Consider the following 20907-nt stretch of genomic DNA (forward strand, 5'->3'; position numbering starts at 1 on the left):
GCGAGGGAGGTCATCACCGCTCTTCGGCCGACCCCAGAGGGTAGGCGCAGGTGTTCGTCACCGGTTCGCCACTTCGTAGCCGGCCTCCTCGACGGCGGCGACGATCTTCGCCTCGTCGATCAGACCCTCGCTGCCCACGGTCAGCAGTCCGCTGGCCAGGTCCACCTCCACGGAGGTGACTCCGGCGACCTCGCCGACCTCTTCCTTGACCGAGCTCACACAGTGGCCGCAGGTCATACCCTTGACGGTGTAGGTGGCAGTGCTCATATCGATCAACCTTCCGGGTCAGGAACGAACAAGTCGGGCGATGGCGTCACTGGCCTCTTTGACCTTGGCCTGGGCCTCGGGACCACCCTGAAGGGTGGCTTCGGCGACACAGTGACTCAGATGCTCTTCGAGCAGGGACAGGGCGAACGACTGCAGGGCGCTGGTGGCCGCCGAGACCTGCGTGAGGATGTCGATGCAGTATTTGTCGTCCTCGACCATCCGCTGCAGGCCGCGAACCTGGCCTTCGACCCGGCGCAACCGCCGCTGGTGATCCTTTTTATTGTCGGTGTAGCCGACCATTCGCCGCTCCTCTCCCTCACTCTGCCACCGAGATTACCATACCCCCCTACCCTATGCGTGCCGGACGCTATCGCCAGTTCGCGGGTGGGTCTGCCGGGGTACGCTTCGTGGCCGACCACAGCACCGCCAGCGTGTACGCGCACAGCACGGCGAAGCCGGCCCAGCCGGGCAGCGGGTAGTAACCGGCGGACGGCGCGTAGTGCGCGGTCACCTGCGGATACTCCACCGCCGTCTGCTGGACGGCGAAGCCCGCGGCCGGGGTGAGCCGCAGCAGCCATCGCGCCACGGTGTCGGGCAGCAGCGGCAGCGCGGCCACCGCGTAGGGCAGGGCGACGAGCGCCAGCGCGAGCAGGATCGCCGCCCAGCCACGCCGCAGCAGGACCCCGAGCCCGTACGCCAGCACACCGCACAGCGCGAGCACCGCCGCGAGGCCGATGACGATCCGGGCGCCGGTCACCGGTGACAGCGGCTGCAGGTTGACGCCCTTACCGGTCAGGATCGCCAAGCCGAGTGTCACCGCCACGCCGACGGCGACGAGACCGGCCACGAAGATCGCGCCGCCGGTCACCACGGCCCGCGCGGCCAGGACCGGGCGGGAGGCCGGCGTGCCGGACCGGGCGCCGAACCGGGCGGCCACGACCAGGACGATGATCAGTGCGATCACCAGGCCGAACAGCGGGGTCGTGACGGTCATGCCGCCCTCGCTCGGGCCGATGTCGCCGGTCCCGCTCACGGTGATGACGCCGTCCTTCTCGACCGCGCCGGAGGCGGTGTGGTACTTCTCCCAGTCGGTGTGGTTCATCTCGCCGACGGACTCGCTGCGCCACTTTCCGCCGGACGCGCCCGCCCCATACTCGCTACGGGCCGCGCCCGTCACCTCGACGTGGTCGAAGACCCCGGTGGCCTGCGTGAACCGGACCTCCTCGATGGCGCCGCCGAGTCCGACCTCCCGTAACGTGAGGTCCCCGGGCGAGGCGGCGAACAGGCCGGCCTGCACCGTCTCCGGCAGGCCCGCCAGGCGTACCGTCCCGACCGTCTGCCAGCTCCGGCCGTCGGCGGACTCCGCGCCGGTGATGGTGTCCCCGGAGCGCGTCAGCCGCAGCCAGCGCGGGGACCCCGGCGACGGGCCGCCCGAGCTCCCGGCGATGTCCTGCCGGTAGTCGGCCTGCATCCGTACGCCGTGGTGGCCGGTCATCATGAGCGCCGCGTACGGGGAGCCCTGCCGGACGCCGTCCTTGATGATGATCCCGGCCTTGGCCCACGGCACCAGGCCGGAGACGATCTGGTCGTGGTTCGGCGGGGGGTAGGTGATCGTGCCGGTCATCGAGGTCATCCGTACGGTGATGACGCCGTTCGGGCCGAGGTCGCGGTGATGGAACCAGAACTGGTCATTGACTATCGAGCCGTCCGCGGCGGTCGGAGCGACCGGGCAGGGATCGCCGCAGTCGACCGTGGAGGTGAAGACCAGGCCGAGGGCGATCACGATGAGGGCCGCCACCGCCAGGGCGATCAGGCGGCCGGGACGGCGGAAGGCCGTCCATTCCCGGTGAAGGAGTTGGGTGCTCAGCATGCGGCCGTTCTATGGGCACGGGCCTAACATCGCCCGAACCGGGCCTGTCATACCGTTGTTAGGTCCGTTCGGGCATGCTGGAGGCGTGATCAGGCTGCGCAAGGGCACGGTGGGGGCCCGGTTCACGATCTTGTACGCCGGGGTGTTCCTGCTGTCCGGCATCGGGCTGCTGGCCCTGACCTTCGTGTTGTCCGACACCGAGGCCGTCTCCGTGGGACCACCCCCGCCGGGCGGCGACGGCATGACCGCCGCGCAGCGGCACATTCTCCAGTTGCAGCGGCAACTGGGCGACACGGAGGCGAACCAGTCCCGGCAGCTGCTGGTCGGCTCCCTGCTCGCGCTGGTGGTGATGGCGATCGTGTCCCTGCTGGTCGGCCGGGCGCTGGCCCGCCGGGTGCTGCGCCCGCTGCGGCTGATCACCGCGGCGACCCGGCGCATCTCCGCCGACAACCTGGACCGGCGGCTGGCCGTCAGCGGCCCGGCCGACGAGGTGAAGGACCTCGCCGACACCATCGACGGGCTGCTGGAACGGCTGGAGGCATCGTTCGCCGCCCAGCGCCGGTTCGTCGCCAACGCCTCGCACGAGCTGCGGACCCCGCTGGCGACCATGCGGGCCTCGCTGGACGTCGCGGTCGCCAAGCCCGGCGTGCCGGCGCAGACGCTCGTCGTGGGTGATCGGCTGCGTACCCAGCTGGACCAGGTGGATCAGCTGCTCGACGGCTTCCTGGTGCTGGCCCGGGCTCAGCACGGCGCCCTGGCCGAGGCCGCCGGCGTCGACCTGGACGATCTGGTCACGCGGGCGCTGAGCGGCCATTCCGCCGGGATCGCGGCGAAACGGCTGAAAGTGACCACACGCTTGCGGGGCGCGGGCACCCGAGGCGATGCCGCGCTGCTCTCCCGGATGGTGCAGAACGTGATCGACAACGCCGTGGCGCACAACGAGGAGGACGGCTGGATCCACGCCGAGACCGTTCATGAAGGCGCCGAGGTCCGGCTCGTCCTACAGACCGGTGGACGCGTCCTCGCCCAGGAGGACGTGGACCGGCTCGCCCGGCCCTTCGAACGGCTCGGCGCCGATCGCACCGGCTCCGAGAACGGCTCCGGCCTCGGGCTGTCCATCGTGGCGGCCATCGCGGCGGCGCACGGCGGACGGCTCGACCTGCTCGCCCGGCCGCAGGGCGGCCTGGGGGTCTCGATCGCGCTGCCGGCCGGGGCGACGGCATGAGGATCATGGTGGTCGAGGACGCGCGGCCGCTCGCCGAGGTCGTCGCCGAAGGGCTGCGCGATCAAGGGATGGCGGTCGACATCACCTACGACGGGCTGAGCGCCGCCGCCAAGCTGGAGCTCACGGAGTACGACGTCGTGGTCCTGGACCGCGATCTGCCCGGCCTGCACGGCGACACACTGTGCCAGATGATCAGCGCGCGGCCGGACCGCCCGATGGTGCTGATGCTGACCGCGGCCGGGGCGCCCGGCGACCGGGTCAGCGGTCTGACCCTGGGCGCCGACGACTACCTCGCCAAGCCGTTCCACTTCCCGGAGCTGGTCCTGCGCGTCCAGGCACTGGCCCGCCGCAGACCGGACGCGCGCCCGCGGACCCTGCGCGCCGCCGGCATCGAGCTTGACCCGATCCACCGGACCGCCGTGCGCGACGGGAGGCGGCTGAACCTTTCGGTGAAGGAGTTCGCCCTGCTGCAGGCGCTGCTGCGGGCCAGTCCCGGCTTCCTCAGCGCCGAGGAGCTGCTGGAGCGGGTCTGGGACGAGAACGCCGACCCGTTCACCAACACCGTGACCGTGACCATCGGCCGGCTGCGCCGCAAGCTCGGCGAACCACCGGTCATCACCACCACACCCGGCGTGGGCTATCGGCTCGCCTGAGCCGGGCTGGGATGAAACCGCGCCGCTTGGCGGCCGCGACGTCACCGCCTAGATCGCTGCGGCGTGCCGTTCCAGGAAGGTGTAGACGTCGGCCTCGTCCACTCCCGGGAACGACCCCGGCGGCAGGGCGGCCAGGACGTGTGAGTTGGCGCGGGCCGAGGGCCAGGCGTAGCCCTCCCAGCGTTCGGCCAGCTCGGTGGGCGGGCGGCGGCAGCAGTCGCCGTTCGGGCAGTTGGATTTGGTGCGGTTGGTGGTCTCCCTGCCCCGGAACCACCGCGACTCCCTGAACGGCACCCCGAGCGTGATCGCGAAGTCCCGTTCCCGCGACGGGTCCACGTGCGCGACGCAGAAATAGGTGCCGGTGGGCGAGTCAGAGTATTGGTAGAACACCGAGAACCGGTCCGGCGAGGAGAACACCTGGCGGCCCGACCACTGCAGGCACATCCGCTGCCCCTCGATCGCCCCCTGCTCGTCGGCGGGGAAGACGATCCCGTCGTTCTCGTACGCCTTGTAGATCGTGCCGCCCGCGTCGTTGCGGACGAAGTGGCAGACCAGATCGAGGTGGTGGGTGGCCAGGTTCGTGAAGCGGTGGGCGGCCATCTCATAGGACACCGCGAACACATCACGCAGGTCCTCCACCGACAGCGCCCGGTCCGACTTGGCCTCCTGCAGGTAGAGGGCCGCGGCCTTCTCCGGTACGAGCACGGCGGCGGCGAAGTAGTTGGCCTCGGTGCGCTGACGCAGGAAGTCGGCGAAGTCGCGCGGCTTGCCGTGGCCGAGCGCGAGGTGGCCGAGGGTCTGCAGCAGGATCGTCCGAGGGGTGTGCATGCCGAGTTGCTCGTGCTTGACGTAGATGCGGCGGTTGCGGAGGTCGGTGATGGAGCGTACGGATCTGGGGAGGTCCTGAGCCGTGTGCACCGTGAAGCCGAAATGGGTGACGAGGCCCTGGACCATGCTCTGGGACAGGGCGCCGGTGCGGTAGCCGACCGAGGTCAGCGCCTCGGCGGCGGCCGTCTCGATCTCAGGGAAGTAGTTGCCGACCTCGCGCTGGCGGCGTCTCAGCTCGGCGTTGGCGACCCTGGCCTCCTCCGGGGTGGCGGTGCCCCGTGCCTGCCTGGCGCGCAGCTCTCCGTACAGGCCGAGGAGGTGTTCGAGCACGTCGTTCGGCACGCGCGCGGAGACCTTGAGCCGGGGCAGGCCGAGGCTCGCGTAGATCGGGTCGCGCTGGGCCTCTTCCAGGGCGATCTCGAGCTGGGCGCGGCGATTGGGCGGCTGACGGCGCAGGAGCTCCTCGACCGGGACGCCCAGCGCGACGGCCAGCGACTTGAGCAACGTGAGCTTCGGTTCGCGCTTGCCGTTCTCCAGCAGCGACAGCTGACTGGGCGCCCTGCTGACCCGCGTCCCCAGGTCGGAGAGGGTCAGGCCACGCTGTTTGCGCAGGTGACGAAGGCGTTGCCCAAACGCGATGAGATCGAGCTCCTGCGTCAAAGACAGCGGTTCTTCGCCTAGCAAGGACGCCATGCGAGCATCTTAGACAGAAATTCCGGCCATTTTCTAGACATCGGAGGTCGGAGTGCCGGGGGTGCCGCAGCCTCCTGGAGCCCCTTCACATTGGTCTAGTCCATATGGAAAACTTGTCTTTTATTCTCCGCCGAACAACGGCCAAACATTCATATATCGCGAAATTTGCTGCTTCTTCTGCTCGATGGAGGCTATTTTGCCGCGTCGGCCCGGGCACAGACTCGGCACAGGCCCCAGGGGACGACAAAGGAGTGAAAATGAACGATCGCCTCAAGGGAGCTGCTGAGCAGCTGCAGGACGAATGGGACAACGACCATCGCTGGGCGGGCGTCGAACGGACCTACAGCGCCGAGGACGTGATCAAGCTTCGCGGCAGCGTCCAGGAGGAGCACACGCTGGCCCGGCGCGGAGCCGAGCGGTTGTGGGGCCTCCTGCACACCGAGGACTACGTGCACGCCCTCGGCGCGCTCACCGGCAACCAGGCGGTGCAGCAGGTGAAGGCCGGACTTCAGGCCATCTACCTGTCCGGCTGGCAGGTCGCGGCCGACGCGAACCTGGGCGGCCACACCTACCCCGACCAGAGCCTGTACCCGGCTAACTCCGTGCCCGCCGTCGTGCGCCGGATCAACAACGCGTTGCTGCGTGCCGACCAGATCACCTGGTCGGAGGGCCTCCAGGACGCCCCGCACTGGCTGGCGCCGATCGTGGCGGACGCCGAGGCGGGGTTCGGCGGCGTGCTCAACGCCTACGAGCTCATGAAGGGCATGATCGCCGCGGGTGCGGCGGGCGTGCACTGGGAGGACCAGCTCGCCTCCGAGAAGAAGTGCGGCCACCTGGGCGGCAAGGTGCTGATCCCGACCGGCCAGCACATCAAGACGCTGAACGCCGCCCGCCTGGCCGCCGACGTCGCCGGTGTCCCGTCTCTGATCATCGCGCGGACCGACGCCCAGGCCGCGACGCTCCTGACCAGCGACGTGGACCCCCGCGACCAGGCCTTCGCCACCGGCGAGCGGACCGCCGAGGGCTTCTACCGGGTCCGCAACGGCGTCCAGGCGTGCATCGCGCGCGGCCTGGCCTACTCACCGCACTCCGACCTGCTCTGGATGGAGACCGGTACGCCCGACCTCGACGTGGCCCGCGAGTTCGCCGAGGCGATCAAGGCCGAGTATCCGGACCAGATGCTGGCCTACAACTGCTCACCGTCGTTCAACTGGAAGAAGCACCTGGACGACTCCACGATCGCCAAGTTCCAGCGGGAGCTGGGGCACATGGGGTACAAGTTCCAGTTCATCACCCTGGCCGGGTTCCACTCGCTGAACTACTCGATGTTCAACCTGGCTCAGGGTTACGCCAGCGACGGCATGACCGCGTACGTCGACCTTCAGGAAGCCGAGTTCGCGGCCGAGGCGCGCGGCTACACCGCCACCCGCCACCAGCGCGAGGTCGGCACCGGCTACTTCGACCTGATCAGCACCGCCATCGCCCCGGACTCCTCCACCACCGCCCTCAAGGGCTCCACGGAGGAAGAGCAGTTCGCCCACTAGTTTCCCAGTCTCGCCGGCCACCTCCAGGGCATGGACAGGTGTTCACCCGGCGAACCCGGCCGCGCCAGACGTCCCCCCGGCCTGGCGCGGCCACCTCATGTCCTGGCTCTGCTGTACCAGAGGGTGACCGCCTTGAGCTCCGTCGCGGGCCCATCGGCGAGGACTCGCTGGGCCTTGCCGTTCAGGTCGGCCAGGACCAGCCGGGTGGTGCCTGCCTTGGTGACCGTGGCGAGGAAGTGCTCAGAGTCCAGCCAGCCGTTGAAGACCGTACTCCTGTCACTCGGTATGACGGCTCGCCTGGCACCGGTCGTCGCGTCCCACAGGCAGAGGCCCTTGAGCGTGCCTGGGCAGGTCGTGGCGAAGACCGTGGCGATCCCCGTACCAAGGCGCAGTATGGCGGTGCCCACGTTCATCAGGTCGCCCTTGTCGCGGAACGAGCGGGCCACCGTGCCGTCCAGCCCGACGAAAGAGATCGCGCCGTCCGTCTCCTGGCGCATCAGCGTCGAGGCGTCCGGTCCCCAGGAATAGCCGCCCTTGCGCCCTCCGGGCGTCAGGCGGGACCGGACGGTCTTGGTGGCGGCGTCCACGATCACGAATCCCTCCATGTTCAGTGAGCCCGGTTTGCCGGTGAAGAGAGTCATGAGCAGGTGACGGCCGTCGGCGTTCCACCTCGCGTCCATCGTGTTGCCGGGCTTGTCCGCGGTGCGGAGCTCGACGTCCTCGCCGGTGGCCGTCGTGACCAGTCTGATCGTGTTGTAGTCGGTACGGCTCAGCGTGGTGATGGACAGGGCGGCTACGTACGTGCCGTGCGGCGAGACCGTCGGCTGCTGGAAGTTCCCGAAATACTGGAATTTGCCGGTCTTGGCGTCGCGGACATACGCGGGAGAACCCTCGCCCTGCTGCGCGGTCCCATAGGCGGAGCTGACCCAGACGGGGTCGGCGGGGTTCTCGTGCAACGTGATCTTCGTACCGGGGACCTTCACCGTGGTGGTCGAGGTCGTGGGCAGCACGTCGTCGGTCGCCGCCGCGCCGGACGACGTCGAGGACGGGCTGGCGGTCTGGGCGGTGGCTGCGGCTCCGGTCCCTGGGGTTCCCGGCGTGCCCAGGACAGTCGTACCGGCCTGCTTGATCGTGACGGCCACCGCCGCGGCCGCCACCAGCACCGCGGCGGTCCCGATCAGCGCCACCCGCCGCCCGGAGCGCCGACCCGGAACCAGCGTCAACGGGGACGGACCAGAGGGGACGGAAGGCACACCGGCAGCCGGCGGCACCGAATGCGGCACAGACTGCGGCCCGGCCTGCGATCCCCCGGACGGGGTTGCAGACGATGAGGTGGCGGCGGGTCGAGTGGGGGTGGGTGGGGCCGCGGATCTGGTGCCCTCGGTGAGCAGGCCCTGGGGCGGGACCGGGTGCCCGAGCAGGGTGAGCAGCGCTCGGGCGGCCGTGGGCCGGGCGGCGGGGTCCTTGGCCAGGCAGCGGGACACCAGGTCGCGCAGATCGCCGCGCAGGTCACCGAGGTCGGGTTCCGCCGACAGGATCCGGTTCAGTACGGACGGCAGGTCTCCCGAGCCGAAGGGCGGCTTGCCGGAAGCCGCGCACACCACCGTGGCCGCCCAGGCGAACAGGTCCGCGGGCGGCCCGGCGCCGGCGCCGCCGAACTGCTCCGGAGCCATGTACGGCGGCGTGCCCACCAGATGCTCGCCGGTGAGCTCACTGGAGTCCAGCGCCCGGGAGATGCCGAAGTCGATCACCCGGGGACCCTCCCTGCCGAGCAGTACGTTGCCCGGTTTGAGGTCCCGGTGCACCACGCCGGCCTGGTGGATGGCGGTCAGCGCGGTCAGGCTGCCGATCGCCAGGCGGCGCAGCTCGGCCGGCCGCAGCGGGCCCCGCTCGGCGAGCACCCTGGCGAGGGAGGGCCCGTCGACGTACTCGCTGATGACGTACGGCACGCCGTTCAGTTCGCCGGTCGCCAGCACGGTCGCCGTACAGAACGCCTTCACCCGTCGCGCGAGCTCGATCTCCTTGGCGAACCCCGCCCGCCCCTCGTCCCCGCTCGCGTGCGTCAGCAGCTTGATCGCGACGCGCTCCCCCGCCGCCGACTCGCCGAGGTAGACGACCCCCTGGCCGCCCTGGCCGAGCCGGCCCGCGACGCGGTACGGCCCCACCTGGGCGGGGTCGCCCGCGAGCAAGGGGCGCGGTTCCATGGTCACGGGGCCTTGGGCGCGAACTGCCGGGCGCTCTTGTTCGGGGCGACGTCCGCGAGGACGCGCTTGACCTGGCCCAGGAAGTCCATGATCTCGACGTGGGCCCTGCCCTTCTTGGCGGATTCCTGCACGAGGATGTGATCCTCGTTGAACCAGCCGAGCACGTAGGAGTCGTCCTCGACGCCGGGCACGGTGGCCGTGCGGTCACCGGTCGTGGCGTCCCAGATGCAGATCTCCTTGTTGTTGGGGCAGACCGTCATGAACTGCTTGCCCGACGGGGAATACCAGGAGACGTCGCGGGGCCTGCCCACCCAATGCATGCTGTGGGTGACTTTGCCCGACATGTCGTACGTCTCGATGCCCTGGCTCTTGGTGGCGCTATAACCTCTGGCGATCTTGCCGTCCGGGGTGAACGCGAAGGGCAGGCTGCTGGCGTCCTTGTACTGCGCTTCCACGACGGTGGCCGTCCGCGCCTGGACGTCGATGACCGCGAAGCCCGTGATCAACGTCCGCTTGGCGTTCGAGACCGACAGCAGCAGCCGCCTGCCGTCCCGCGACCAGGCTGGGGACCAGGTCTGCGCGGGTTTCTTCACTGTGTTGACCGTGAAGGACTCCTTGGTGTTCAGGTTGGTGAGCCGCACCTGATCCATGTCGGAGCTCTGGAACTTGACCCACGGGTTGAGCGCCACCCAGTCGCCCGTCGGTGACAGGCGCGGTTCCTCGGCCAGGCCGACCTCCTTGAACCGGCCGGACCTGTCCCTGGCGAACGCCTTGTACGGGCTCTTGACCTGGAGGTAGGCGGCCAGCCATACGGGGTCGGCGGAGTTCTCGTGCAGGATGGCGTCGACGTCGGCCAGCTTGACGTCCTTGTCGGCCTTGGGCGCGACACTGGCGACCGGCGCGCTGGTCACGCTGGGGGTGATCGGGGGCGCGGCGGTGATGACCGAGGTGGGCGCACCCGACGCGGCACCGGACCGTACGGGGCCGGTGCCAACAGAACCGGAACTGACGGGACCGGGACTGACGGGACCGGCCGAAGTCGAACGGGGTGCGGTCGGGCCGGAGGCCGCCACGAGCCGCTGGCCGGTCAGCGCGTAGACGCCGACGCCCGACACCAGCGCTCCGGCGACGAACGCGGCCACGGCGATCAGCGTCCCTCGGCCCCGCCGTGCGGGCAGAGCCGCCGCGACACCGTCCGGCCCCCGCCCGTCCACCCCCTGTCGCTCAAGCCCATCCGGCCCCAGACCGCCCGACGCACGCCCGCGCGACGCCCATCCGTCCGGCTCCAGCCCAGCAGGCCTGCGCCGCCCAGCCGACTCCTGCCCAGCCGACTCCTGCCCAGCCGACTCCTGCCCTGCCGACGCCCGCCCTTCCGGGGCCTGCCCGGTCGGCTCCGGCCACTCCCCTGCCTGCCCAGCCGACCTCGGCCACTCCCCCGCCTGCCCGGCTGACCCCGGCCACTCCCCCGCCTGCCCAGCCGACCCCGGCTGCCACGGCGACTGCGGCGAATCCGGCGATAACTGCGACGAGGGCGGCTGCGAATCCAGGGAGGAGGAAGGCTGCGGCTGCGAGTCAGGCGGTAACCGTGGCGGCGGCAGGTTGTAGGGCAGCCCGGACGGTGGCGGCAACCGGGCGGTCAGGAAGTTGGTCTCCCCGACCAGCCGCAGCAGCACCTCACTCGACGTGGGACGCGAGGCGGGATCCTTCGACAGGCAGGCCACCACCAGATCGCGCAGGTCCCCGAGGTCGGGCAGGTCGGGCTCGCCGTTGGTGATCCGGTTGACCGTGCCCGCCATCGAGCCGCCCTCGAAGGGAGAGCGCCCGGACGCCGCCGACACCAGCGTCGCCGCCCACGAGAACAGGTCGGCCGGGGGCTCGGCGGCGGCTCCGCCGAGCCGTTCGGGCGCGGTGAAGGCGGGCACGTCCACCTTGCGGGTCGTGGCGGACGCCGTGCCCGCCATCGCCCGGCCGATGCCGAAGTTGATCAGCCGGGGCCCGTCGGGGCCGAGCACCACATTGCCCGGCCGGATGTCGCCGTGGACGACGTTCGCCTGGTGAATGGCCACCAGCGCGGTGACGGTCCCGACGGCGAGCCGGTGCAGCGCCGTGTTCCGCAGCCGGGTGCCCGTCGCGGTCGTCCGCTCCAGCGTGGGGCCGTCGATGTACTCACTCACCACGTACGGCCGGCCGTCGTGCAGTCCAGACCCGAGCACCTGGGCCGTACAGAAGGCGGAGACCTCCTGGAAGGGCTCGATCAGGCGCAGGAAGCGCTCCTGATCGATCTCCGGGTGCAGCAGCTTCACCACGACGAGCTCCGCAGACGACGACGGCGGAGCCGATACATCCCCCGCTACCGACGGCGCCATCGATTCATCCGCCGCCGACGGCGGCGACACCGACGGAGGAGGTGGAGGTGGGGGCGATTCATCCGCTCCGGCGGGGTTCGGCGCGCCGACGAAGACGTCCGGGCTCAGCCGTCCGATCAGCCGGTACACGCCCACCTGGACGGGCTCTTCCTCGCGCAGCGGTTCGAACTCCGGCATCGGGATTTCTCCTCCCGGCACAACCAGGCCGTAGATCACCAATTATGGTGACTTGTCGCCGGAAATTGCAGAGGTTGCGAACTGTTGGCTGTTGAGTGTGCATGAGGCGTTCGGTGTAGTCGGGACGGTGGGTGGCGGGTGTGTGCCGCTCGTATGTTCGGCTCGGCAGGTCAACTCTCGGTAGCCTAACGGTCACTGTCAGCGAAGGTCGGGGGTGGGTAGCGGATGATCCGAGTGTGTCGGTGGGGTGATGTCGTGGAGGTGCCGATCGCGTCGTGCGCCCGCCGCTGTGGTCGCCTGCCGGTGGACTTGTTCACCTGTACGGCGCTGGGGACGGTCGGGCATGGCTGAGGCGTTGCGTCCGATCGCTGCGTCGTACGTGGCTGCGGGGCCGTGCGGGGTGGCGATTCGTGACCGGCTCAAGGGCTTGACCTGGCGGGATGAGGCTGGCCCGCCGTTGCCAGGCGGCCCACCTCCGCTCCCTTGAGGCGGGCATCGCGGCGATCGCGCACCGGCTGGCTCAGCCGATCGGCGCGAAGGGTTCGAAGAAGGCGCCGGGCGGCTACCGCAGTAGGCGGGAGTGGCATGCCAAGACCCGCCGCTTGCACGTGCTGACCGACCGACTGCAGCGGGAACGGGTCGACTTCGAGGCCGGGCGGGTGCACGTCGTGCGGGACGGCAAGCGGCTGCTCACCACCCGGCACCACCTGGCCGCCGCCCAGCTCACCGAAACGCAGTGGCGCGAGCGGTGGCAGGCCGAGCGGTGGTTCCTGCAGGCTGATGGCGAGTCGGGCAAGCGCTACGGCAACGAAACCATCCAACTCACCCCCGACGGACAGGTCAGCATCAAGCTGCCAGCGCCGCTGGCTCACCTGGCCAACGCCGGGCACGGCCGCTACGTGCTCGCCGCGAGAGTGTGCTTCGCGCACCGGGGCCAGGAGTGGGCCGACCGGGTGGAGGCAAACCGGGCTGTTGCCTACCGCATCCATCTGGAGGTGGCGCGTGGCCGTTGGTATCTGACCGCCTCCTGGCAGCATCAGCCGACCACGATCATCCCGCTCCAGGCCGCGCTGGCCGGCGGGGTGATCGGGGTGGACACCAACGCCGATCACCTGGCCACCTGGCGGCTGGACGGGCACGGCAACCCGATCGGCAACCCGCGCCGCTTCGGCTATGACCTGTCCGATGCCGCCGGGCACCGCGACGCCCAGGTCCGGCACGCCCTGACCCGCCTGCTGCACTGGGCCCGGGAGTGCGGCGTCGCCGCGATCGCCATCGAAGACCTGGACTTCGCGCACGACAAGACCCGCGAGAAACACGGCCGCAACAAACGGTTCCGGCGGCTGATCTCCGGCATGCCCACCGGCCGCTTGCGCGCCCGGCTCACTTCCATGGCCGAAGGCGCCGGTATCAGCGTCATCGCGGTGGATCCCGCCTACACCTCCCGGTGGGGAGCCCAGCACTGGCAGAACCCCCTGACCAGCCGGACACGCCAGACCACCCGCCACGATGCCGCCGCCGTGGCTATCGCACGACGCGCCCAGCAGTACCCGATCCGGCGACGGACGCCACCGCCCCCGCACGACCAGAGCGATCGTGTGGGGCATCGGAGCATCCAGGCCGAACCGTGTGCCGCCGGGCGTGAGGAATCCCGCCACCGCACACCGGACCACGCACACGATGCGCCCAGCCCGGATACGGCCAGAACGCGGGAGACCAGCGCGCCCAACACCGTTCGGGGCGCGCCAGTGCAACTCACGTTCACTGGTTAGGAACGGTATCGGAGGTAAGGCGCACGCGGGGCCTAGCCGAGCGCCGCGGCCTCCTCGGCCTCGACCTGGCGGTTCCAGTCGCGCTTCGCGGCCCGCCAGCCCTCGTCGTCGGCGCCGAGCCGCCAGTAGCCGGAGATCGACAGCTGCTCCATCGGCACCTTGCGCTCGACCCTGAGGTGGCGCCGCAGCTCCTTGACGAACCCCGCCTCACCGTGGACGAACGCGTGCACGTCACCCTCGGGGAACTCCAGCTCGCGCACCGCCTTCACCAGCGCCTCGCCGACGGGCGCGCCGTCACGGTGCAGCCAGACGAGCCGCGTCTCACCCGAGACCCGCAGTTTCTGCTCCTCCTCCGGCCCGTCGACCTCGAGGAAGGCGTAGGTGGTCGCGCCGTCGGGCAGTGTCTCCAGCGCGGCCGCGATGGCCGGGAGCGCGCTCTCGTCACCGACGAGCAGATGCCAGCCCGCCTCCGGGCGCGGCGCGTAGGCGCCGCCGGGGCCGAGCATGAACAGCTCGTCACCGGGCACGGCCCGCGCGGCCCACGGCCCGGCGATGCCCTCCTCGCCGTGGTAGACGAAGTCGAGCGTCATCTCCCCGGTGTCGGGGTCCCAGGCGCGCACGGTGTAGCTGCGCAGCCGTGGCCAGACCTCCCGTGGCATGGTCTCGCGTACATGCTGGACGTTGAACGGGACCGGATAGTCGACCCCCTCGTGCGGGAAGACCAGCTTGACGTAGTGATCGGTGAGACCCGAGGTGGCGAAGTCCCGAAGATCCTCACCACCGACCACGACACGGATCATGTGCGGCGTGATCCGCTCCGTACGTATCACTACGCCACGATGGTGATCTCTGGGCTTGTCGGCCATCGGAACACTCCTCAAATATTAGGCATGCCTAACCTACACCCTGATCCCCGGGTCCGGTCAGGGCCGGCGACCACGAGTAACGACAAAGACGCCATCTACCCGATTCCCGCACACCATTCACTCGCCGCGACCCGTCCAGCATCGCATCACCAAGACCGCCCTGAGCCCCAAGAGGGCCGACCCACGCCCACCAGCCAGGACGTCCGCGCGGTCAGGCCGCGTCCTCCAGAGAGGACGACCGCACCGCCGCGACCGCGGCGAAGAACCTCGCCATGTGCCGGAAGGCCAGCCTGCCCTCGGGCAGCACGTCGGCCAGGATCGGGAACACGTGCGGCATCCGCCGCCACTCCTCGTACGTCACCGGCACCCCCGCCAGCCTGGCCTTGACCGCCACGCGCCGGGCCTCGTCCCGGAGCACCTCCGTCGAGCCGGTGACGATCATGAGCGGGGGCAGACCGGCGAAGTCGCCGAGCACGGGCGACACGAGGGGATCGCGCGCGTCCAGGCCGGAGGTCCAGCACCGGGCCAGCCAGCGGATGCGGCCGGCCGGCAGCATCGGGTCCTGCCAGCGGTTCGCGCGCTTGGGCAGGTCCGTCAGGTCGGCCCAGGGCGACAGGCAGACGGCCGCCGCCGGGAGCGGCAGACCGCGGTCGCGCAGGGCGAGCAGGGTGACGAGCGTGAGGTGCCCGCCCGCCGAGTCGCCGCCGAACAGGATGTTCTCGGGCGCGTACCCGCGCTTCAGCAGGCAGTCGTAGGCGTCCAGCGCGTCGCTCAGGGAGTCGGCCAGCTTGTGGACCGGCCCCTGGCGGTAGTCGAGGGCGAGCACCGGGCGGCGGGCCGCGACGGACAGGCGCCAGGTGATCGGCCGGTGCGTCCTGGGCGAGCAGGAGAAGTAGCCGCCGCCGTGGAAGTACAGCAGCACCTTGCCCTCGTCGGGCGCCGCGCCCGCGCGTACCCACTCACCGCCGCACGCGGAGAAGGCGGCCGACTCGACGTCCACGTGGCCGGGCGGCCGTAACGGCACCAGCCGGCCCAGCTCGCCGAGCCGGGCCGCGCAGTCGATCGTCACGGGGTGGCGCATCAGGAGGTGCGAGGCCGGCTTGAGAGTCCCGCGCATCAGACCGGTGACCGCGCGAGCCTGCCAGCTCAGTGGATAGTCGGGAGCGACGTCCCTGTCCAAGTCCATATATCCCTCCGATGAATCTTTTCCCCCCAGAACATCGCTCTACTCGCAAGTAAGTATCTCCTCGCTTACGGGACCATTTCGGCGACGTGTCCCGGACACGCCCGCGCGTCGTTTATCGCGTTGCGGATCGCCGACCGTGAAGCAGATAATTCAAGGCTTCCATCGGCTGACCCGCGTGCGGGTCCGGGCACGGTTGGTCACCATGCCATCACTCTCCGGAGGTGCAAAACCATACCGCTCTATGCCCGGCTGGTCCGGTACGGCTTCCGCAAACACGCCACCTACGTCTGGGCCGCGATCGCGGGCGCCTTCACCAACAGCGTCTTCGGCATCCTTCGCGCCTACATCCTCATCGCCCTCTGGCAGGCCAGACCCGGCCTGGCCAGTTACGACGTCACCCAGGCCGTCACGTTCTGCTTCATCACCCAGGCCCTGATCGGCCCGATGCAGCTGTTCGGCACGGGTCTGGCCATCCCCGAGCGGATCCGCAGCGGCGACATCGCGCTCGACCTCGTCCGCCCCGCCTCGCTCCTGCTCTGGTCCCTGTCGGAGGACCTGGGCCGGGCCTGCTACCTGTTCCTGGTACGCGGCATCCCGCCGATGCTGCTGGGCGCCGCGCTGTTCGGCGTCACCTATCCGGCCGGCCCCGGGCAGTGGCTCGCCTTCCTCGCCGGCTTCCTGGCCGGGATGATCGCCAGCTTCGGCTGGCGCTACCTGGTCTCGCTGTCCGTCTGCTGGCTGATCGACGAGCGTGGCGTGGGGGCGTTCTCGCTGGTGCTCACCACGCTCTTCAGCGGGATGCTGCTGCCGCTCAGCCTGTTCCCCGGCATGCTCGGCGACCTGGCCAGGGCGCTGCCGTGGGCCGCGATGGTGCAGGCACCCACCGACCTCTACCTCGGCAAGGCGCCCGTGCTGGAGACCCTGGCCTTCCAGTGCTGCTGGGCGGCGGCGCTGCTGGCCGCCGGCGCGCTCGGCACGCGGGCGATCCGCCACAAGGTGGTGATCCAGGGTGGTTAGGACCTATTTCCTGCTGGCCTGGACCTGGACCCGCGCCGCGATGGCCTACCCGGCCTCGTTCGCCCTCGCGACCGTGCTCGGCCTGTTCGTGGCGGGCACCGACGTGGCGGTGATCCTCATCATCTTCGCCAACACCACCTCCCTGGCCGGCTTCTCCCGCGAGGAGACGCTCTTCCTGTACGGCACGGCGAACCTGGCCTTCTGCCTGTGCGACCTGTTCGTCAGCAACATCGACCGCATCAGCCAGCACATCAAGGCGGGCACGTTCGACACCATCCTGATCAGGCCCGTGAGCGCCTGGATCCAACTGGCGGCCGACCGTTTCCTGCCGACCCGCGCCGGCCGCGTCCTGCAGGCGGCGATCGTGCTCGGCTACGCGATCAGCGCCCTCGACCTCGACTCCGGGCGGCTCTGGATGGTCCCGGTCATGATCGCGACGGGGATGGTCATCTTCGGGGCGCTCTGGACGCTGGCCGGGGCGCTGCAGTTCGTGCTGACCGACGCGCCCGAGGTGACCAACGCCTTCACCTACGGCAGCGGCCAGCTCACTCAATACCCCTTCGCCATCTACGGCCGCGACCTGGTGCGCGGGGTGACCTACGCGCTGCCGCTGGCCTTCATCAACTGGCAGCCCGCCCTCTACGTGCTGGACAGGGACGACCCGTTCGGCACCCCGGGCTTCATGCGCTTCCTCGGGCCGGTCGCGGCTCTGGTCCTCGCCCTGCTCGCCGGGTTCGCCTGGCGCCTGGGCATCCGGCACTACCGATCGACGGGAAGTTAAGGATGATCGAGCTCGACCAGGCCGGGCGCTCGTTCAAGGTGCGCAGGAGCCTCAAGCTCAAGGGGAACCTCGTGCACGCCGTACGCGACCTGTCGTTCACCGTGGCGCCGGGAGAGTTCGTCGGCTACCTCGGCCCCAACGGCGCCGGCAAGTCCACCACGATCAAGATGCTGTGCGGCATCCTGACCCCCACGTCGGGCCGGGTGCGGGTGGCCGGGCTCGACCCCTCGCGCAAGCGCACGACGCTGGCGCGGCGCATCGGCGTGGTGTTCGGGCAGCGTACGACGCTGTGGTGGGACCTTCCGCTGCGCGACAGCTTTGAACTGATCCGGCTCCTTTACAAAGTAGATCGCAAGGTCTTCAAGACGCGGCTCGACGAGCTGACCGAGACGCTCGACCTGGGGAGCTTCACCCGCACGCCGGTACGTCAGCTCAGCCTGGGCCAGCGCATGCGCGGCGACCTGGCCGCCGCGCTGCTGCACGCGCCCGACGTGCTGGTGCTCGATGAGCCGACCATCGGGCTCGACGTGGTCAGCAAGTCGAGCATCCGGGCGTTCCTGCGCCGGCTCAACGCCGAGCAGGGCACGACCGTCCTGCTGACCACGCACGACCTGGGCGACATCGAACGGCTCTGCCGCCGGGTCATGCTGATCGACCACGGACGGCTGGCGTTCGACGGCACGCTCGACGAGCTGATGGCCACGGCACCCGAGAAGTCCACGATCGAGGACGTGGTCACCCACCTCTACACGGGCAGCCGCTGACCATCACGACTATATGGCTTGCCATGTATTATTCATGGCAAGCCATATAACTTGGAGGCAGCGCCATGAAGGCCAAGCAGATCCGTACCATCCAGCGCGCCGTGCATCTCGTCGGCGGGCTGGCCATCGCCACCTACATCTACCTCGCCCCGCCCGCCGATTCCCCCGCGCACACGGCGATACGCTGGTTAATCGTGCCCGTCCTCGTGGCGTCCGGCGTGGCCATGTGGCAGTGGCCGCGCATCCGCCGCCTCGCCCGTACGAAGGAACGTCTGTGACGTCGCTGCCCCGCCAGTCATCCCTCGGCTACCAGCTCAACCACCTGGCCCGGCTGCTCGGCAACGGGCTGCGGGCCGGGATCTCCGCCACTGGCGTGACGCCGGGGCAGTTCGCCCAGCTCCTGGCCCTCTACGAGGAGGACGGGCTGACCCAGCAGGAGCTCTGCGAACGGGTCAGGATCGACCAGTCGACGATGGCCCACACACTGCGCCGCATGGAGCGCGACGGGCTGATCGTGCGCACCATCGACCCGGACGACCGGCGGCGCTCCCGCAACACGCTCACCCCGCGCGCCCGTGAGATCGAGAAGACCCTGGCCCAGGGCGCCCGCGCGGCGAACGCGCGGGCGCTGGAGGGGATCGACCAGGAGGAGATCGACGCGTTCATGCGGACGCTGGCCCGCATGATCGCCAATCTCGAGGACGGCGATCAGTAATAGCCGGCCTGGGGGCTCTCCTCGTAGTCCTCATCCTCGTCCTCGTGCCGCCGTGACCAGCGCGACGGCATCAGCACCGGGATGAACAGGGCGACCCCGAGCAGTGCGAACACGCCCGTGGTCAGCAGGATCTTGTCGCCGGAGCCGATGTCCCTAATGATCTGGTTCACCGACGGCTCGGCGGGGATCAGGGAGATCGCCTGGTTCACGTCGAGGGAGTAGACCACGGTCCAGGCCAGCAGCACCAGCGAGGGCACGAACGTGGCCATCGGCGAGATCCGTCCCGCCACCACGAGTCCCACGACCAGCCCGACCGCCGCCATCGCGCCGAGCGCGATCCACATCTTCTGCCCGCCCACCGGGTTGGCCGACGCACTGGCTAATGCCTGCTGGACGGCCCAGCCGCCGCCTCCCAGCACCGCTGCGGTCACTACGACTCCGACGAGCAATCCTGCAAAGTGCCGCAACGTTCTCACCTCAATGTCAACGTGTTCGGCACGACCCTAGCGACAATTGCCGCAAATCGACCAGCATTGCGCGGCTTGAGAGTAGCGGTCTCCCCGAAGCCTGCCCTCGTGAGAGCATGTGACACACCCATGCGCGCGGAACTTCCCCTCAGGCTCGCGCGGACGGCCGCCTTCGCCGCCGTCTGCGTGGGACTCGCCGCGCTCGCGCACGCGATGGGCGGCGGTTCGGTTCCCCCGCCGCACACGGCCGCGCTCGGCCTCGGCGCCGTGCTGCTGCCGGCCCTGGCGCTGAGCGCCCGCGAGCGCTCGGCCGCGACGATCAACGTTGCGCTGGTGTGCGCCCAGTTCGGGCTGCACGAGCTGTTCGGCGCCGACGGCACCGCCTACGTCATCTCGCACTCGCACGGCCGCGGGCTCGGCCAGGCCGCCGGCATGCTGCTGGCGCACCTGACGGCCACGCTGATCACGGGGTGGTGGCTGGCGCGCGGCGAGAGCGCGCTCTGGGCGCTGCTGCACCGCCTCGGTCACCGTCTGGCGCTGCTGCGCCCGGTCGCCGTTCCCGCCGTGCGGCCGGCCGTCCCGATGGTGATCGTACGGATCGTCCCGGTCGATCCGCTGCTCCTGCACTGTGTCCCCAGGCGTGGTCCTCCACTGCCCGCCTGATCCTCTGACACCTTTTCGACCCCCCCGCTCATTCCAGTGGAGATTCATCATGTCCTTCGTGCGTCGCACGACCACGGTCCTGGCCGCCGCCACCGCCATCACCGCCGGCCTCGCCCTTCCCGCGCTGGCCCACGTCTCGATCAACCCGGGCACCGCCGAGCAGGGCGGCTTCAGCAAGGTCGCCTTCCGGGTGCCCAACGAGCGCGACGACGCCTCGACCGTCAAGGTCGAGGTGTCCTTCCCCACCGACCACCCGCTGGCGTTCGTCTCGGTCAAGCCGGTGCCGGGATGGAGCGTCAAAGTCACCGAGGGCAAGCTGCCCAAGCCCGTCAAGACCGAGTACGGCGATCTGAAGGAGGCCGTCACCAAGGTCGTCTGGTCGGGCGGGAAGATCGGTAAGGGCGAGTTCCAGGAGTTCGAGGTGTCCATGGGGCAGTTGCCCACGGACACCGATCAGCTCGCGTTCCCGACGACGCAGACATACTCCGGCGGCGAGGTGGTCAAGTGGGCGGACGCCCCGAAGGCGGACGGCAGCGAGGCGGAGCACCCGGCTCCGACGCTCAAGCTGACCCCCGCGACCGCGTCCGACTCCCACCACAGCGGCTCCCCGTCGGCCGCCGCGTCAGCCCCCGCGGCCTCGGCCTCCGCTGACGGCATGGCCCCATCGGTCAGCAAGGTAGCGGCCGGCTCGTCCTCGGACGGCACCGCGCGCCTGCTGGGCGGTGCCGGGCTCGTGGTCGGTGTCATCGGCATCGTGGTCGCCATCCTGGCCCTGCGCCGCCGCCCGTCCTGACCTACGAGCGGCTCGGGCGGCTCAGAACGCTTGGGCGGCTCTCGGTTGATGGCGGA

At 70.1% G+C, this 20907-nt stretch carries 20 protein-coding genes; 11 read left to right on the plus strand and 9 right to left on the minus strand.

All coding sequences use genetic code 11. The features are described from left to right. Window positions 1-57 precede the first annotated feature (57 nt). The 3 genes from ACQP2T_RS34940 to ACQP2T_RS34950 all read right to left on the minus strand — a co-directional run bounded on the left by ACQP2T_RS34940 (window position 58) and on the right by ACQP2T_RS34950 (window position 2137). Window positions 58-267 (minus strand): heavy-metal-associated domain-containing protein, encoded by a 210-nt coding sequence (locus ACQP2T_RS34940; protein WP_433509151.1) that lies wholly within the window; start codon window positions 265-267, stop codon window positions 58-60. Between the two features lie 18 nt (window positions 268-285). Beyond that, window positions 286-567: a metal-sensitive transcriptional regulator gene (locus ACQP2T_RS34945; protein WP_433509152.1), complete on the minus strand. Its 282-nt coding sequence runs from the start codon at window positions 565-567 to the stop codon at window positions 286-288. 67 nt (window positions 568-634) lie between these two features. Beyond that, window positions 635-2137: a hypothetical protein gene (locus tag ACQP2T_RS34950; protein ID WP_433509153.1), complete on the minus strand. Its 1503-nt coding sequence runs from the start codon at window positions 2135-2137 to the stop codon at window positions 635-637. An 85-nt stretch (window positions 2138-2222) separates the two neighbouring features. Between ACQP2T_RS34950 and ACQP2T_RS34955 the strand changes: the two genes are divergently transcribed. Then, window positions 2223-3362: a sensor histidine kinase gene (locus tag ACQP2T_RS34955; protein ID WP_433509154.1), complete on the plus strand. Its 1140-nt coding sequence runs from the start codon at window positions 2223-2225 to the stop codon at window positions 3360-3362. Beyond that, window positions 3359-4015: a response regulator transcription factor gene (locus ACQP2T_RS34960; protein ID WP_433509155.1), complete on the plus strand. Its 657-nt coding sequence runs from the start codon at window positions 3359-3361 to the stop codon at window positions 4013-4015. The genes ACQP2T_RS34955 and ACQP2T_RS34960 overlap by 4 nt, the downstream gene beginning before the upstream one ends. Before the next feature lie 48 nt (window positions 4016-4063). On the opposite strand, the gene ACQP2T_RS34965 is transcribed toward ACQP2T_RS34960, so the two are convergent. Beyond that, on the minus strand, window positions 4064-5536 hold the full coding sequence (locus tag ACQP2T_RS34965; protein ID WP_433509156.1) for a helix-turn-helix domain-containing protein: 1473 nt from the start codon (window positions 5534-5536) through the stop codon (window positions 4064-4066). A 257-nt stretch (window positions 5537-5793) separates the two neighbouring features. On the opposite strand from ACQP2T_RS34965, the gene aceA reads away from it, so the two are divergent. Then, the gene (gene aceA, locus ACQP2T_RS34970) at window positions 5794-7080 is read left to right on the plus strand and encodes an isocitrate lyase (protein WP_433509157.1); all 1287 of its coding nucleotides are present in this window, start codon (window positions 5794-5796) and stop codon (window positions 7078-7080) included. Between the two features lie 95 nt (window positions 7081-7175). On the opposite strand, the gene ACQP2T_RS34975 is transcribed toward aceA, so the two are convergent. Both ACQP2T_RS34975 and ACQP2T_RS34980 read right to left on the minus strand, forming a co-directional pair. Then, a complete protein-coding gene (locus tag ACQP2T_RS34975) occupies window positions 7176-9284 on the minus strand; it encodes a protein kinase domain-containing protein (protein ID WP_433509158.1) in 2109 nt (702 codons plus the stop codon). Between the two features lie 2 nt (window positions 9285-9286). Continuing rightward, complete coding sequence (locus ACQP2T_RS34980; RefSeq protein ID WP_433509159.1) at window positions 9287-11827, minus strand: protein kinase domain-containing protein; 2541 nt, start codon at window positions 11825-11827, stop codon at window positions 9287-9289. A 440-nt stretch (window positions 11828-12267) separates the two neighbouring features. On the opposite strand from ACQP2T_RS34980, the gene ACQP2T_RS34985 reads away from it, so the two are divergent. Further along, window positions 12268-13599: an IS200/IS605 family accessory protein TnpB-related protein gene (locus ACQP2T_RS34985; RefSeq protein WP_433509160.1), complete on the plus strand. Its 1332-nt coding sequence runs from the start codon at window positions 12268-12270 to the stop codon at window positions 13597-13599. Between the two features lie 32 nt (window positions 13600-13631). Here the strand turns inward: ACQP2T_RS34985 and ACQP2T_RS34990 are convergent, their stop codons facing one another. Then, window positions 13632-14465, minus strand: coding sequence for a siderophore-interacting protein (locus ACQP2T_RS34990; RefSeq protein WP_433509161.1), 834 nt, complete (start codon window positions 14463-14465; stop codon window positions 13632-13634). A gap of 211 nt (window positions 14466-14676) precedes the next feature. Then, complete coding sequence (locus ACQP2T_RS34995) at window positions 14677-15651, minus strand: alpha/beta hydrolase (RefSeq protein ID WP_433509162.1); 975 nt, start codon at window positions 15649-15651, stop codon at window positions 14677-14679. 120 nt (window positions 15652-15771) lie between these two features. On the opposite strand from ACQP2T_RS34995, the gene ACQP2T_RS35000 reads away from it, so the two are divergent. From ACQP2T_RS35000 to ACQP2T_RS35020, 5 genes are all read left to right on the plus strand, one after another. Then, window positions 15772-16668, plus strand: coding sequence for an ABC transporter permease (locus ACQP2T_RS35000; protein WP_433509163.1), 897 nt, complete (start codon window positions 15772-15774; stop codon window positions 16666-16668). After that, window positions 16661-17449 (plus strand): ABC transporter permease, encoded by a 789-nt coding sequence (locus tag ACQP2T_RS35005; RefSeq protein ID WP_433509164.1) that lies wholly within the window; start codon window positions 16661-16663, stop codon window positions 17447-17449. The genes ACQP2T_RS35000 and ACQP2T_RS35005 overlap by 8 nt, the downstream gene beginning before the upstream one ends. A 2-nt stretch (window positions 17450-17451) precedes the next feature. Continuing rightward, window positions 17452-18213 carry an ABC transporter ATP-binding protein gene (locus ACQP2T_RS35010; RefSeq protein WP_433509165.1) on the plus strand — a complete coding sequence of 254 codons (762 nt, stop codon included), beginning with the start codon at window positions 17452-17454 and terminating at the stop codon, window positions 18211-18213. A gap of 65 nt (window positions 18214-18278) precedes the next feature. Next, entirely contained in the window at window positions 18279-18491 is a 213-nt protein-coding gene (locus ACQP2T_RS35015; RefSeq protein WP_433509166.1) for a hypothetical protein, read from the plus strand. Continuing rightward, window positions 18488-18928 (plus strand): MarR family winged helix-turn-helix transcriptional regulator, encoded by a 441-nt coding sequence (locus ACQP2T_RS35020; protein WP_433509167.1) that lies wholly within the window; start codon window positions 18488-18490, stop codon window positions 18926-18928. Before ACQP2T_RS35015 ends, ACQP2T_RS35020 begins: the two co-directional genes overlap by 4 nt. Here ACQP2T_RS35020 and ACQP2T_RS35025 read toward each other — a convergent pair. After that, complete coding sequence (locus ACQP2T_RS35025; RefSeq protein ID WP_433509168.1) at window positions 18922-19359, minus strand: hypothetical protein; 438 nt, start codon at window positions 19357-19359, stop codon at window positions 18922-18924. The genes ACQP2T_RS35020 and ACQP2T_RS35025 overlap by 7 nt on opposite strands. Before the next feature lie 165 nt (window positions 19360-19524). On the opposite strand from ACQP2T_RS35025, the gene ACQP2T_RS35030 reads away from it, so the two are divergent. Both ACQP2T_RS35030 and ACQP2T_RS35035 read left to right on the plus strand, forming a co-directional pair. Then, window positions 19525-20058, plus strand: a complete 534-nt coding sequence (locus ACQP2T_RS35030; protein ID WP_433509169.1) for an MFS transporter — start codon at window positions 19525-19527, stop codon at window positions 20056-20058. A 49-nt stretch (window positions 20059-20107) separates the two neighbouring features. Then, window positions 20108-20851, plus strand: a complete 744-nt coding sequence (locus ACQP2T_RS35035) for a YcnI family copper-binding membrane protein (RefSeq protein WP_433509170.1) — start codon at window positions 20108-20110, stop codon at window positions 20849-20851. Window positions 20852-20907 lie beyond the last annotated feature (56 nt).

This window comes from Nonomuraea sp. CA-143628 (assembly GCF_050942315.1).
In the GTDB taxonomy this organism is placed as follows: Bacteria; Actinomycetota; Actinomycetes; order Streptosporangiales; family Streptosporangiaceae; genus Nonomuraea.